Annotated in this window: 13 protein-coding genes; 6 read left to right on the forward strand and 7 right to left on the reverse strand. The window is 69.8% G+C overall.

Annotated elements, in window-relative coordinates; genetic code table 11:
* The first annotated feature begins 6 nt into the window (after positions 1-6).
* Complete coding sequence (locus RS83_RS01970) at positions 7-1,008, forward strand: ABC transporter substrate-binding protein (protein WP_045277835.1); 1,002 nt, start codon at positions 7-9, stop codon at positions 1,006-1,008.
* Positions 1,009-1,215: 207 nt separating this feature from the next.
* Here RS83_RS01970 and RS83_RS01975 read toward each other — a convergent pair whose 3' ends face one another.
* The 7 genes from RS83_RS01975 to RS83_RS02005 all read right to left on the reverse strand — a co-directional run bounded on the left by RS83_RS01975 (position 1,216) and on the right by RS83_RS02005 (position 7,339).
* A complete protein-coding gene (locus RS83_RS01975; RefSeq protein WP_045277836.1) occupies positions 1,216-1,512 on the reverse strand; it encodes a putative quinol monooxygenase in 297 nt (98 codons plus the stop codon).
* Positions 1,513-1,593: 81 nt separating this feature from the next.
* Positions 1,594-2,556, reverse strand: coding sequence for a phosphotriesterase family protein (locus RS83_RS01980; protein WP_045277837.1), 963 nt, complete (start codon positions 2,554-2,556; stop codon positions 1,594-1,596).
* Positions 2,553-3,518: a shikimate dehydrogenase family protein gene (locus RS83_RS01985; RefSeq protein ID WP_052678752.1), complete on the reverse strand. Its 966-nt coding sequence runs from the start codon at positions 3,516-3,518 to the stop codon at positions 2,553-2,555. Before RS83_RS01985 ends, RS83_RS01980 begins: the two co-directional genes overlap by 4 nt.
* A gap of 10 nt (positions 3,519-3,528) precedes the next feature.
* Positions 3,529-4,482: a phosphoglycerate dehydrogenase gene (locus RS83_RS01990; protein WP_045277838.1), complete on the reverse strand. Its 954-nt coding sequence runs from the start codon at positions 4,480-4,482 to the stop codon at positions 3,529-3,531.
* Positions 4,482-5,987 (reverse strand): xylulokinase, encoded by a 1,506-nt coding sequence (xylB, locus tag RS83_RS01995; RefSeq protein WP_045277839.1) that lies wholly within the window; start codon positions 5,985-5,987, stop codon positions 4,482-4,484. The genes RS83_RS01990 and xylB overlap by 1 nt, the downstream gene beginning before the upstream one ends.
* Positions 5,988-5,993: 6 nt before the next feature.
* Complete coding sequence (locus tag RS83_RS02000) at positions 5,994-6,572, reverse strand: glucose-6-phosphate isomerase family protein (protein WP_045277840.1); 579 nt, start codon at positions 6,570-6,572, stop codon at positions 5,994-5,996.
* A 230-nt stretch (positions 6,573-6,802) separates the two neighbouring features.
* Entirely contained in the window at positions 6,803-7,339 is a 537-nt protein-coding gene (locus tag RS83_RS02005) for a CGNR zinc finger domain-containing protein (RefSeq protein ID WP_045277841.1), read from the reverse strand.
* Positions 7,340-7,378: 39 nt separating this feature from the next.
* Between RS83_RS02005 and RS83_RS02010 the strand changes: the two genes are divergently transcribed.
* The 5 genes from RS83_RS02010 to RS83_RS02030 all read left to right on the forward strand — a co-directional run bounded on the left by RS83_RS02010 (position 7,379) and on the right by RS83_RS02030 (position 13,180).
* The gene (locus RS83_RS02010) at positions 7,379-8,359 is read left to right on the forward strand and encodes an EamA family transporter (protein WP_045277842.1); all 981 of its coding nucleotides are present in this window, start codon (positions 7,379-7,381) and stop codon (positions 8,357-8,359) included.
* A gap of 237 nt (positions 8,360-8,596) precedes the next feature.
* Entirely contained in the window at positions 8,597-9,268 is a 672-nt protein-coding gene (locus tag RS83_RS02015; RefSeq protein WP_045277843.1) for a GntR family transcriptional regulator, read from the forward strand.
* Positions 9,265-10,791, forward strand: coding sequence for an MmgE/PrpD family protein (locus RS83_RS02020; RefSeq protein ID WP_045277844.1), 1,527 nt, complete (start codon positions 9,265-9,267; stop codon positions 10,789-10,791). The genes RS83_RS02015 and RS83_RS02020 overlap by 4 nt, the downstream gene beginning before the upstream one ends.
* Before the next feature lie 283 nt (positions 10,792-11,074).
* Complete coding sequence (gene prpB / locus RS83_RS02025) at positions 11,075-11,974, forward strand: methylisocitrate lyase (RefSeq protein ID WP_045277845.1); 900 nt, start codon at positions 11,075-11,077, stop codon at positions 11,972-11,974.
* A 15-nt stretch (positions 11,975-11,989) separates the two neighbouring features.
* A complete protein-coding gene (locus RS83_RS02030; RefSeq protein WP_045277846.1) occupies positions 11,990-13,180 on the forward strand; it encodes a bifunctional 2-methylcitrate synthase/citrate synthase in 1,191 nt (396 codons plus the stop codon).
* The last annotated feature ends 169 nt before the right edge of the window (positions 13,181-13,349 follow it).

Genomic DNA, 13,349 nt, shown 5'->3' on the forward strand with positions numbered 1-13,349 from the left:
GTTTCCATGAAATTCGGCAAGAAGACCGCATTCGCGGCACTCGTCGCAGCATCCGCGTTGGTGTTCGCCGGCTGTGCCGGCGGCGGCGACGTGATCGAAGAAGGCTCGGGCGGCGGCAGCGGCAGCGGCGACGGAGAGATGTACATCGCACTCGTCTCGAAGGGCTTCCAGCACCAGTTCTGGCAGGCGGTCAAGAAGGGTGCTGAGGAGAAGGCCGAAGAGCTCGGTGTTCGCATCACGTTCGAGGGCCCAGCCGCCGAGACCGAGATCGCGCAGCAGCTCGAGATGCTGACCGCTGCGATCGACAAGAACCCGAACGCCATCGCCTACGCCGCCCTCGACCCCGAGGCGTGCGTCGCCCCGCTCGAGCAGGCCAAGGCGAAGGACATCCCGGTCGTCTACTTCGACGCTCCGTGCGACGGCGACGTCGGACTCAGCCTCTCGGCGACCGACAGCAAGGTCGCCGGTGCGCTCGCAGCAGAGCACATGGCCGACCTGATCGGCGGCAAGGGCGAGGTCGCGATCGTCGGCCACTCGCAGATCAACTCGACCGGTGTCGAGCGTCGCGACGGCTTCGTCGACAAGATCGAGGCCGACTACCCCGACATCAAGATCGTCGACATCCAGTACGGCGACGGCGACCACCTGAAGTCGGCTGACATCGCGAAGACGCTGATCGCGGCGCACCCCGACCTCAAGGGCATCTACGGCACCAACGAGGGCTCCGCCATCGGCGTCGTCAACGCCGTGAACGAGCTCGGCCTGGAGAAGGGCAAGATCACGATCGTCGGCTTCGACTCGGGAGCCGCCCAGATCAACGCGATCAAGGACGGCACCATGGCCGGCGCCATCACGCAGGACCCGATCGGCATCGGCAAGCAGGTCGTCCAGGCGGCCTACGACGCAGCCAACGGCGACTCGGTCGAGAAGTTCTACGACACCGGTTCGTACTGGTACGACAAGACGAACCTCGAGGACCCGAAGATCGCAGCGGTGCTCTACGAGTGATCCGGACCCACTGAGATCGAAGAAGCCCCCCACCGGCAGGTGGGGGGCTTCTCCGTGTGCCTCGCGAGTTCTGCTCGGCACGAGGTCGATACACGGATGCCGGGGAGAGGGGGGATCTTCCCGGCATCCGTGCCTTTCGCCCGGATTCCTACACGGAGGGGTGTGGGGACTCCGGGGGCATGGGGCGACGGAGGTGCCGTCGGACGCTCATATGCGTTGCAGGAACGTGAGCTGGGACGCCGGTTCGACGATCAGCTCCTGCAGCTCGGCGTTGAACGGTGCTCCCGTCGGGGAGGAGAGGTGCGCCTGGAAAGCCTCGTCATCGCGGTAGACCTCGTACACGAAGAACCGGTCAGGGTCGTCGGCGAGACGTGAGGCGTCGAACACGATGTTGCCGTCTTCAGACCGCACCTCCGAGGCGAAGTCCCGGAGGAGAGCGGCCACACGGTCACTCGTTCCCGGACGTGCCGTGAACGTGGCGTGCAGGATGGTCGGCTCAGACATGGGGCTCCTTCGGGGCTCCTCTTCAGTATGGCGGGATATCGGTCTGCATGGAGATTCGGGCACCGTGATTCGCTCGCAGCGTCAGTGCGAAAGGGTGAGGAGTCGCGCGGGATTCGCGACCAGCATCCGATCGACCGCTCCGTCGCCGACCAGTGCTCGCAGACGCGGGAGGTATCGGGTGCCGAGGAAGGCGAGCCCCGGCATGCCGCCATAGGCGATGTAGCGCGTCCGCCTGGCAACATCGCCGCCGAGGACCACGCGATCGCCGGCCCCGCGCGACACGACCTCGGCGGTGAGGTCGAGCAGTTCGGCGTCTGAGCGCGTGCGCGGTCGCGCGAAGCCGTCGTAGCCGAGGAAGGCGCCGCGTTCCGCGAGGGAGGTGTGCAGGCCGGCATCCGGGTCTCTGTCTGCGTGGGCCAGGAGGACGCGGTTCGACGGCACGCCTTCCGCCGCGAGCAGGTCGAGCACCTCGTGCGCGCCGGTGCAGAACTCCAGGTGCACCATGATCGCGGCCCCGGTGCGACGGTGCGCCGCGGCGAGGGCGAGCAGCGTGGTGCGCTCGAAGCCGCTGATGTGCCAGTAGTCGATGCCGCCCTTGAGGATGCCGGCGCGCACCGGCGAACCGTCGTGCACCGCGACGGCCTGCTGTTCGGATGCCGATTCGACCGCCGCGTCGGCGACGGGCATGCCGCGGGTGATGTCGTGCACGAAGAGCTCGGTGAGCTGCTCGACGCTCCACTGCCTGGTCGGATGCTCAGCGGCATAGTGCGCCTCGCGGTGCCGGCCGGTCGTGGCGACGATGCGGAGTCCGGTGGCGGCGCTGATGCGGGCGAGCGCCTCCGGGTCGCGCCCCAGGCCGTACGGGGTCGCGTCGATCATGGCGGCGAAGCCGCTGTCGCGCAGCATCCGCGCTTCCTCACCGGAGCGCTGCTCGTCGTCGAGCTCGTCGCCGGGCAGCAGCGGACTGACCTGGAACAGATGCTCGTGCGTGTTCGTCGTGCCGAGCTGCGCGGGGTCGAGGTCGCCGAGGACGGTGCGGATCATCGTCGTGCGAAGTCCGCTGCCTCGGCGAGCTGCTCGACGATTTCGGGCGTGAGGTCGAGCTCGAACACGTCGGCGACCACCTGCGACCAGCCGTGGATGAAGTAGCGCCAGCCGTCGACCACGTGCAGCGATCGAGCGGTCTCCTGCGCCCTGGCCTGGTGCAGGAACTCGAGCGAACCGCGGTAGTTGAACTCCCAGACGTAGGCCTGCTCGGGGAAGACGACGTCGTCCGGCAGCGGAGAGCCGGGGCGATCCTTGCCGAGCCCGGTGGCGTTGACGATCACGGAGCCGGCGGGTGCTGCGGCGACCAGCGCCGCGGCCTCCGCCGGGGTGTCGGTGCGCACGTAGCGGATGAGGTCGGATGCCGTGCCGTGCTGCTCGTGCACGGCGCGGAGGTGCTCGAGCGCCTTATCGTCGCGGGCCGTCACGGTCACGCGCGACGGCGCATCGCCGCGCTCCGCGAGCGCCCAGCTGAGTGCGGTGCCCGAGCCGCCGGCGCCCAGGATCACGACCTCCGCGCCGGTGCGGGCGAAGTGGTCGGCCGGCAGGAAGTCGTGCAGGGCCAGGTCGACGGTGATGGGATCCTTCGCGCGTCCGATCAATCGGTCTCCGCGCTTCGAGATGCTCGAGATCTCGTTGCACGACACGGCGAACGGGTCGAGTTCGTCGAACAGCTCGGATGCCGCGGCGTACACGTGCATCTTGTGCGTCGTGACGAGTGCGCCGCGGTGGTTCGGGTCGTCGCGGATCTGCTCGACCATCGCGACGTACTGCTCCGGCGTCGCGTCGATCGGCAGGTCGTGGCCGATCAGGTTGCGGGTCGGCAGTCCGAGCACCTCGGCCCAGCGGGGGAAGACCTGCATGATCGACGACGAGCCGGTGCTGACACCCACGAAGCCCATGTGGCCGACGGGTGCGGTGTCGACGGCTGCGTCTTCCGTGGTGAGGGGGGACGAGGTCATCGGTGGACTCCTAGCGGGCGGTGACGGGGTGGGCGGGCTCTGCGCCCTTGAGGACGGCGATCACGTCGTCGAGCGACAGCGACCCCATGGTGTCGACGGCCTGGGTGGTCTGCGCCCCCAGGTGCGGCGTCACGATGACGCGGTCGGCGAGCTCGGCAGCGAGCAGCGGGCTGTGCGTCGCGGCGGTGTCGCCGTGCAGGGTGTCTGCCGCGAAGCCGGCGAGCCCGCCGTCGCGGAGCGCCTCGGCCACAGCGGCCTCGTCGATCAGGTCGCCGCGTGCGGTGTTCACCACGACGCTCCCTCGGCGCATCGAGGCGAGGCGAGCCGCGTCGACGAGCAGCTGACCGCCCGGCGCATGCAGTGAGATCAGGTCGGCGCGGCGGAACAGGTCGTCGATCTCGACCGGTTCTGCGCCGTGCGCGCGCACCACGTCTGCAGGCAGGAACGGGTCGGTGGCGAGCACGCGCGAGCCGAAGCCGCTCAACCGCTTCGCGACGCCCTGACCGATGCGACCGAAGCCGACGATGCCGACCGTCGCGGCGCCGAGCTCGCGTCCGCGGCGCACACCCCAGTCGCCCGAGCGCACCCGGCGGTCGCCGTCCGGCACGAAGCGGAGGGCGGCGAGCATCAGGCCGATCGCGTGGTCGGCGACAGCACCGGCATTCGCGCCGGGGGTGTTGGTGACGGGGATGCCGCGGCGGCGGGCCGCGTCGAGGTCGACGGATTCGGTGCCGACGCCGTAGCGGGCGATCACGCGCAGCCGTGGGGCTGCGGCGAGATGCTCGTCGGTCACCGGCCCGGTGCCGGCGATCCAGGCATCCGCCCCGTGCAGCAGCGAGCGGAGCTCCTCGAGCTCGTGATGCGCAGGCCCGCGGAGGATGCGGTGCCCCGCCTGGCTCGCGCGCTGCACCAGATCGAGGTCGCCGTCGGAGAACGAGCGGCTCGTGACCAGGATGACGCCCATCAGCGCGATGCTCCGGCGGAGGGCTTCCCGGCGAACCACGGTGCGAGCGCGGTGTACGCGTCGTCGAAGCGTGCGTGCCGTTGCGCGTAGGCGGCGTGCCGAGCGGCATCCGGCGTGAACTCCGCCGTGACCTCGCTCAGTGCGCGCGCCGCCGAGAACTCGGCCAGACCGAGGCCGACCGCGCCGGTGACGGCTGCGCCGAGGCTGTTCGCCTCTTCGACGATCGTGCGGCGGCGAACCGGGACCCCCCAGACGTCGGCGAGCACGGCGAGATACGCGTCGCTCTGCGCGCCGCCGCCGACCGCGTCGATCCGGTCGATCGTCGCCCCGGATGCGCGGAACGCCCGGATGCAGGTGAGCAGGTTGAACGCGGTGCCCTCGAGCACGGCACGCACGAGGTGCGCCCTCGTGTGGTGGCGGCCGATGCCGACGAAGGCGCCGCGGGCATCGGGATCCCAGTGCGGGGAGCGCTCGCCGAGCAGATAGGGCAGGAAGTACAGGTCCTCGGTGTCGAGGTCGCCTGCTGCCTCGGCCGTGAGACGGCTGGTCTCGGGATGCGCCGGGTCGGGCGAGAGCGCCTCGGCGATCCACTGCACCGACGCACCGCCGGCCTGCATCGTCGCGGTGGGCACGAACGAGCCGGGCACGACGTTGTCGAACGTGAAGGTGCGCATCGCCGGGTCGTGCAGCGGAGCATCCGCCGCGAACGAGATCCACGACGAGGTGCCCAGACACACGTAGGCGCCGTCCTCTGGCGCGACCACACCCGAGCCGACGGCCGCGAGCGGACCGTCGCCGCCGCCCATCACCACGCGCACACCCGTGTGCAGACCGAGGGCTGTGGCCGCGGCATCCGTCAACCTGCCTGCGATCGACGTCGACTCGAGGATCTCGGGGAAGAGCGCGAGGTCGAGGCGTGCAGCCTGCAGCACCTCCTCCGACCACGTGCCGGCTGCCTGGTCGTAGGCGTTCGTGCCCGAGGCGTCTGAGCGGTCGGTCGCGAGACGACCCGTGAGCCGCAGCACGATGAAGTCCTTCGCGACGCACACGCGGCGGACGCGCGCCCAGACATCCGGCTCGTTGTCGCGCACCCACATGATCTTCTCGACCGAGTACGTGGGATTCAGGCGGTGCCCGAGGATGCCGTAGGCGTGCTCCGCGCCCAGCGCGGCCTCGAGCTCGCGCTGCTGCGCACCGGAACGGGTGTCCGCCCAGATGATCGCCGGACGGGCAGGGGCGCCGTCGGCATCGAGCAGCACCGCGCCCATCATCTGTCCGCCCACCACGACGCCGGCGACGTCTGCCTGGGCGGTCTCGGTCGCGGCGAGCAGCGCGCGGGTCGCCTCGACCACGGCGTCCCACCAGTCATCCGGATCCTGCTCGGCGATGCCGCCGGCCGCGAAGTGCGCCGGGTACGGCACGGTCACGGACGAGACCAGGCGTCCGTCCGGATGATGCAGCGAGGCCTTGTTGCCGGTCGTGCCGAGGTCGTGCGCGATGATCATGAGCGGTCAGGCCGAGTACGGGCGGAGGTCGACAGCGCCGTCGGTGCCGCGGTAGGCGCGGGAGCCCATGCCGTGCTCGAGCACCCAGCCGTAGTCGTGACCGGCTCCGCCGGGGTAGACCGCGAGGAAGGAGTACGGCTCGTCGCCGGTGTTCACCGAGCGGTGCGCCCAGCCCGGCGGGATGTAGCCGATCGTGCCCGGCAGCATGTCGAGCCACTCGGTGCGCTCGCCGTCGAACATCAGGAGTCCGCCGCGGCCGTTCAGCGCGAGGTAGATCTCCCCTTGGTGGTTCGGGTGCTGGTGTCCCTTCGTCATCCACAGTTCGCCCGAGGTGTCGCCGGGCATGATCGTGGTGATCGACTGGGGGAGCTCGCGGTCGACCTCGGGAACGGGCGAGCTCACGACGGTGTAGACGACTGGATCATCGCCGGTGGATGCCGCGGCCCACGCCTCGGTGTCGACGAAGAGCCCCTCGAGGTCGGACATGCGACGGGTGAGCGTCGGCCCCTCGGGGGAGAGGGTCAGCTTCTCGGCGTCGAATGCGATCGCCATCGGAGCGATCGGCGGGGTGTGGAACTCGGGCATCGGTGCTCCTTGCGGCGGGCGTCATTGCTCGGCTGCTCGCGCTCGCGCGCTCCCAACCTGTAATAACAAGTGAGCATACCTGTGATGACAGGTTGGCGTCCAGTGGGCGGTTCCGGTCTGGTTCCGTCGGGTTTCGGTCGGGTTCCGGTCGCAGTTGGTGCCGCCTCTGCGGCTGGCGGGCGGCAGGAAGTTCGACCGGAGCGGAGGGGCGGGGCCGCCCGCCGGCTGCGTCAGGCCTCGGCGCGGCGGGCGCGGTAGGCGGCGACCGCGTTGCGGTTCGCGCAGACGGTCGAGCAGTAGCGCTTGGAGCGGTTGCGGGAGAGGTCGAGGGCAAGCGCCTGGCAGGTGTCGTCGTCGCAGATCGAGATGCGGGAACCCTCGTCGGCGCGGATGACGTCGATCAACGCCATCGCGGTCTCGATGAGCACCCGCTCGACGAGGGGGCGCTCATCGGCGACGGCGTGCAGGTGCCAGTCCATCTCGCCGTGGCGCACGAGCCTGGGGGTGAGGACGGATGCCGCGAGGGCGTCGTTCACGTGTTCGACCATCTCGTCGCGTGGGGCCAGCAGCATCGCGCGGAGGCGGGGGCGGGATGCCCGGAGCGAGGCGAGTTCCTCGGCGTCGCGGTCGATGCGACCGGTATAGGGGAACTCCTCGAAGAACGCGCGGTAGTCGTCGAGGTCGGCGAGGGTGTCCGGATCCTCCGCAGAGTTCACGAGCCAGACGGCCGACCGGAGAGCGTGCTCCGTGTCATCGGTGAAGATCATGTTGACATCTTACATCGGCGCGGAGTAGCGTCACCTCCCATGAGCACTGTGAGCAATGACAGCGTGCGGGTGCCGGGCGTGCGACTCGGGCTGCCGCTCGCGATCGGCGCGGCCTTCGCCTTCGGGATGTCCGGGGGATGGGCGCGCGGCCTGATCGACGCCGGCTGGACGCCAGGTGCCGCCGTCACCGCTCGCATCTGGGTCGCGGCGCTGGTGCTGCTCGTCCCCGCGGTCATCTCGCTGCGCGGCCGCTGGGGTGTGCTGCGTCGCAACCTCGGCATGATGGCGGCGTACGGCCTGCTCGCGGTCGCCGCGACGCAGCTCTGCTACTTCCAGGCGGTCGCCGTGATGGACGTCGGTCTCGCGCTGCTCATCGAATACACCGCCCCGGTCGCCGTGGTGCTGTGGCTCTGGCTGCGACGCGGTGAACGCCCGACCCGCCGCAGCATCCTCGGTGCGATCATCGCCTTCATCGGGCTCGTGCTGATGCTCGACATCGTCACCGGCGCGACCGTCAACGGCGCCGGCATCCTCTGGGCGCTCGGCGCCATGGTCGGCGCGGCCGCGTACTTCATCCTGTCGGCCAAGGCCGACACCGGGCTGCCGCCCATCGCGCTCGCCGGCGGCGGGCTGCTGCTCGGCGCGCTCGGCCTGACCGTCGCCGGGCTCGTCGGGGTGGTGCCGATCGCCTGGACCACCCAGGACATCACCTACCGCTTCGGCACCGTGCCGTGGTTCATCCCGGTGCTCGCGATCGGCCTGATCGCGACGGCCCTCGCGTACGTGCTCGGGATCGCCTCGACACGGATGCTGGGCTCGCGCCTGGCCTCATTCATCGCGCTCGCCGAGGTCATCGCCGCACTGCTCTTCGGCTGGCTGCTGCTCGGTCAGCTGCCAGACCTGCTGCAGATGCTCGGCGGGGTGCTCGTGCTCGTCGGGGTCGTGGTGGTGAAGCTCGGCGAGCCGGCGCCGGCGGAGTTCGTGGAGCCCGTGCCCGACGCGGCATCCGCCCCGCGCTGACCCCCTCCTCTGCCCCCCTTCCTCTGCCGCCGACACCCTCTGCCCCGACACCCTTTGCCGACCCGGCCCTCTGTGTGCGAGCGGCCCCTTTGCGTGCGCGCATTTTGGGGGCCGCTCGCGCGAAAAGGGGTGGCTCGGCGGGTGGTGGGGTGGCGGGGTGGCGGGAGAATGTATACGGCGAGACGAACTGAAGCAAACGAGGGAGCCGCGAGGCGGCTTTGTGTATACACTCGAGGGATGAGTCTGGCAGCGGAGCGCACCACAGCGGGAGACCGCGCGTACGCCGCACTGCTCGACGACATCCAGTCCGGTGCGCTCGCCGCAGGCGCCGTGCTCGGCGAGGTCGAGCAGGCCGAACGCCTCGGCGTCAGCCGCACACCGCTGCGCGAGGCGCTGCGCCGACTCATCGCCGACGGCCTCGTCGTGCAGCAGTCCCCGCGCGTCACGGTCGTCGCAGACCTGGATGCCGACGACATCCGTTCCCTGTTCGAGATCCGCCGCGCGCTCGAGGAGACCTCGGCCCGCCTCGCCGCCAGCAGGGGAGACGCCGCCCTGTTCGCCGCGCTCGCCGAGGAGTTCGCGCACGTCGACCTCGCCGCCGCAGCAGGCCGCGACGCCTACTACGCGCTGATCGCACGCTTCGACGCCGCCCTCGACGCCGCCGTCGACAACGACTACATCGCGGCAGCGCTCCGCACCGTCCGCACCCACCTCGTGCGCGTGCGGCGCATGGCGCGCGACCGTCCGGCCAGACTCGCGGCATCCATCGCCGAGCACCGTACGATCGCCCAGGCGCTCGCCGCCCGCGACAGCGACCTCGCCGCCCACGCCACGCACGTGCACCTGCACAATGCGCTCACCGGAATCCTCGAGACCCTCGAATCCAGCACCAACGAAGGACGCTCATGACCACCACCCACCACGTCCGCGTGCACCGCAGCGACGAGAACCTCGCCCGGGAAGACCAGCTCGCCTGGAAGATCGCCGAGGTCGCAGCCGACCAGGTCGAGGTCGAGCAGGCTGTCGTCGACATGATCATCAACCGCATCATCGACAACGCTTCGGTCGCCGCGGCATCCCTCACCCGCGGCCCGATCAACGCGGCCCGCGCTCAGGCGTTCAGCCACCCCGTCTCGACCGGCGGCGTCGGCGCGAACCTGTTCGGCGCGGCACTCGACCACCGTACGAGCCCCGAGTGGGCGGCGTGGGCGAACGGCGTGGCCGTGCGCGAGCTCGACTACCACGACACGTTCCTCGCGGCCGAATACTCGCACCCCGGTGACAACATCCCGCCGATCCTCGCGGTCGCCCAGCACGCCGCCAAGGACGGTCGTGCGCTCGTTCGCGGCATCGCGACCGGCTACGAGATCCAGATGGACCTCGTGCGCGCGATCTGCCTGCACACGCACAAGATCGACCACGTCGCCCACCTCGGCCCCTCGGCTGCCGCCGGCATCGGCACCCTGCTCGGCCTCGACGTCGAGACGATCTACCAGGCCGTCGGTCAGGGGCTGCACACCACGACCGCCACCCGGCAGAGCCGCAAGGGCGAGATCTCGACCTGGAAGGCGCACGCCCCGGCGTTCGCCGGCAAGATGGCCGTCGAGGCGGTCGACCGAGCGATGCGCGGACAGACCAGCCCTGCCCCGATCTACGAGGGCGAAGACGGCGTGATCGCCTGGATGCTCGACGGCAAGGATGCCGCGTACGAGGTGCCGCTGCCCGCCGCCGGCGAGCCCAAGCGCGCGATCCTCGACTCGTACACGAAGGAGCACTCGGCCGAGTATCAGGCGCAGGCCTGGATCGACCTTGCCCGCAAGCTCGGCACCGAGAACCCGGCGCTCCGCGACCCCGCGAACATCGCGTCGATCGTGCTGCACACCAGCCACCACACGCACTACGTGATCGGCTCCGGCGCGAACGACCCGCAGAAGTACGACCCGACGGCGTCCCGCGAGACGCTCGACCACTCGATCCCGTACATCTTCGCGGTCGCGCTGCAGGACGGCGGCTGGCACCACGTCGACTCCTACGCTCCGTCTCGCGCAGCACGACCGGACACCGTCGAGCTGTGGCACAAGATCACCACGGCGGAGGATGCGGAGTGGACCCGCCGCTACCACTCCGAAGACCCGGACGTGAAGGCGTTCGGCGGTCGCGTCGAGTTCCTGCTCGCCGATGGGTCGACCGTGGTCGACGAGATCGCGGTCGCCGACGCGCATCCGCTCGGTGCCCGACCGTTCGCCCGCGACAACTACATCGCGAAGTTCCGTCTGCTCGCCGAGCCGGTGCTCGAGGCGGCCGAGATCGAGCGCTTCCTGGCACTCGTGCAGCGACTGCCCGAGCTCACGGCCGCCGAGGTCGGCGAGCTGTCGATCGTCGCGAAGCCCGGCCTGCTCGAGTCGGCGGATGCCCCGAAGGGGCTGTTCTGATGCTGCGTGTCGCGGGCCCTTCGACAAGCTCAGGGACCCATGGGCGGGGCTCAGGCCCTTCGACAAGCTCAGGGACCCAGGGGCGGGGCTCAGGCCCTTCGACAAGCTCAGGGACCCATGGGCGGGGCGCAGGGACCCATGGGGTGCGGGGCTCGGGCCCTTCGACAAGCTCAGGGACCCAGCGGGTGCGGAACTCAGGGACCCCTGGGTTGCGGGGCTCAGGGACCTATGGGTTGCTGAGCCTGTCGAAGCATCCCATCCACGCGAACGACCGGAGGTCCTGATGCTGTACTCCACCGTCACGCCGGCAGAGAAGCGCCGCCTCTTCCGCGAGCGTCTCGCGAGCGGCGAGCTGCTGCGCTTCCCCGGCGCGTTCAACCCGTTGAGCGCGCGCCTGATCGAACAGAAGGGCTTCGACGGCGTCTACATCTCGGGCGCCGTGCTCTCGGCTGACCTCGGGTTGCCGGACATCGGACTCACGACGCTCACCGAGGTGGCTGGCCGCGCGAAGCAGATCGCGCGCATGACCGACCTTCCGGCGATCGTCGACGCCGACACCGGCTTCGGCGAGCCGATGAACGTCGCCCGCACGATCCAGGAGCTCGAGGATGCCGGACTCGCCGGCACCCACATCGAGGATCAGATCAACCCGAAGCGCTGCGGTCACCTCGACGGCAAGAGCGTGGTCGATGAGAACACGGCGATCAAGCGCATCCGAGCCGCTGCCGACGCCAGGCGCGACCCGAACTTCCTCATCATGGCGCGCACCGACATCCGTGCGATCGAGGGGCTGGATGCCGCGATCGACCGGGCCAAGGCGCTGGTGGATGCCGGTGCCGACGCGATCTTCCCCGAGGCGATGCGCACGCTCGACGAATTCGAGGCGATGGCAACTGCACTCGACGTGCCGATCCTCGCCAACATGACCGAGTTCGGCAAGAGCGAGCTGTTCTCGACCTCCCAGCTGCAGAGCGCCGGGGTCAACATCGTCATCTGGCCGGTGTCGTTGCTTCGCACCGCGATGGGCGCGGCGGGCCGTGCGCTCGATACGCTGAACGACGAGGGGCATCTGACCTCGAGACTCGGCGAGATGCAGCACCGCGCCGAGCTGTACGAGCTGATCGACTACGAGTCGTACAACCACTTCGACTCCGGCGTCTTCAACTTCACACTCGAGCCGTAACCACGAAGGAGTGACATGACCGAGCCGGACATCAAGAAGGGCCTCGCCGGGGTCGTCGTCGACACGACCGCGATCTCGAAGGTCAACCCCGAGACGAACAGCCTGCTCTACCGTGGCTACCCGGTGCAGGAGCTGGCCGCGACGCAGCCGTTCGAGGCTGTGGCGTACCTGCTGTGGAACGGTGAGCTGCCCACCGCCGACGAACTCGCGGCCTTCCGACTGACCGAGCGCAGGCACCGCGCGCTGTCGCCCGTCGTCAAGGACGCGATCGACCGGCTGCCGCTGGATTCGCACCCGATGGACGAGGTGCGCACCGCTGTGAGCGTGATCGGCGCGATCGAGACCGCCGGCATCGCCAACGTGCTGGATGCCGTCGGCACACCAGAGGAGAACCAGGAACGCAGCCTCACGCTGTTCGCCGCCCTCCCCGCGATCGTGTCGTACGGGCAGCGTCGACGTCGAGGACTCGAGCCCGTGGAGCCGCGCGACGACCTCGACTACGCCGCGAACTTCCTCTGGCTCACGTTCGGCGAAGATCCGGATCCCGTGGTGGTCGACGCGTTCAACCGCTCGATGATCCTGTACGCGGAGCACTCCTTCAACGCCTCCACGTTCACGGCCCGCGTCATCACGTCGACGCTCAGCGACCTGTACTCCGCCGTGGTCGGCGCCATCGGCGCGCTCAAAGGACCGCTGCACGGAGGCGCCAACGAAGCCGTCATGCACATCTTCGACGAGATCGGCACGGCCGACCAGGTCGAGGGCTGGCTCGACGCAGCGCTCGCCGAGAAGCGCAAGATCATGGGCTTCGGGCACCGTGTGTACAAGCGCGGTGATTCGCGCGTGCCCACCATGAAGGCCGCGCTCGACTCGCTCGTCGAGCACTACGACAAGCCGGCCGTGGGCGAACTGTACGAGAAGCTCGAGAGCGAGTTCGTCGGACGCAAGGGCATCTACCCGAACCTCGACTATCCGTCGGGTCCTGCCTACAACCTCATCGGCTTCGACACGCTCACGTTCACGCCGCTCTTCGTCGCGGCGCGCATCACCGGCTGGACAGCGCACATCATCGAGCAGCAGTCGTCGAACGCGCTGATCCGCCCGTTGTCGCTGTATGACGGTGCCGACGAGCGGCACATCGACGAGTACGAGCCCGACACCTCGGCGATCGACGTGCTCGAGCGTCCGGAGGAGGCCGCCGGCTGAGTCCTGCGTCCGGGCCCTTCGACAGGCTCAGGGACCCAGCCCTTCGACAGGCTCAGGGACCCGGCGGGGCGGGCCCTTCGACAGGCTCAGGGACCCAAGCGGGATAGGCCCTTCGACAGCTCAGGGACCCAGTGGGGGCAGAGGCCTAGCGCGGGCGCCGCCCCTCGGT

This window comes from Microbacterium oxydans, assembly GCF_000956525.1.
GTDB classification, from domain to species: Bacteria; Actinomycetota; Actinomycetes; order Actinomycetales; family Microbacteriaceae; genus Microbacterium; species Microbacterium oxydans_A.

What these genes read in the sequence shown, in the direction of transcription:
- RS83_RS01970 (WP_045277835.1), top strand. Translation starts at nt 7, where the DNA reads ATGAAATTCGGCAAGAAGACCGCATTCGCGGCACTCGTCGCAGCATCC.
- RS83_RS01975 (WP_045277836.1), bottom strand. Translation starts at nt 1,512, where the DNA reads ATGTCTGAGCCGACCATCCTGCACGCCACGTTCACGGCACGTCCGGGA.
- RS83_RS01980 (WP_045277837.1), bottom strand. Translation starts at nt 2,556, where the DNA reads ATGATCCGCACCGTCCTCGGCGACCTCGACCCCGCGCAGCTCGGCACG.
- RS83_RS01985 (WP_052678752.1), bottom strand. Translation starts at nt 3,518, where the DNA reads ATGACCTCGTCCCCCCTCACCACGGAAGACGCAGCCGTCGACACCGCA.
- RS83_RS01990 (WP_045277838.1), bottom strand. Translation starts at nt 4,482, where the DNA reads ATGGGCGTCATCCTGGTCACGAGCCGCTCGTTCTCCGACGGCGACCTC.
- xylB (WP_045277839.1), bottom strand. Translation starts at nt 5,987, where the DNA reads ATGATCATCGCGCACGACCTCGGCACGACCGGCAACAAGGCCTCGCTG.
- RS83_RS02000 (WP_045277840.1), bottom strand. Translation starts at nt 6,572, where the DNA reads ATGCCCGAGTTCCACACCCCGCCGATCGCTCCGATGGCGATCGCATTC.
- RS83_RS02005 (WP_045277841.1), bottom strand. Translation starts at nt 7,339, where the DNA reads ATGATCTTCACCGATGACACGGAGCACGCTCTCCGGTCGGCCGTCTGG.
- RS83_RS02010 (WP_045277842.1), top strand. Translation starts at nt 7,379, where the DNA reads ATGAGCACTGTGAGCAATGACAGCGTGCGGGTGCCGGGCGTGCGACTC.
- RS83_RS02015 (WP_045277843.1), top strand. Translation starts at nt 8,597, where the DNA reads ATGAGTCTGGCAGCGGAGCGCACCACAGCGGGAGACCGCGCGTACGCC.
- RS83_RS02020 (WP_045277844.1), top strand. Translation starts at nt 9,265, where the DNA reads ATGACCACCACCCACCACGTCCGCGTGCACCGCAGCGACGAGAACCTC.
- prpB (WP_045277845.1), top strand. Translation starts at nt 11,075, where the DNA reads ATGCTGTACTCCACCGTCACGCCGGCAGAGAAGCGCCGCCTCTTCCGC.
- RS83_RS02030 (WP_045277846.1), top strand. Translation starts at nt 11,990, where the DNA reads ATGACCGAGCCGGACATCAAGAAGGGCCTCGCCGGGGTCGTCGTCGAC.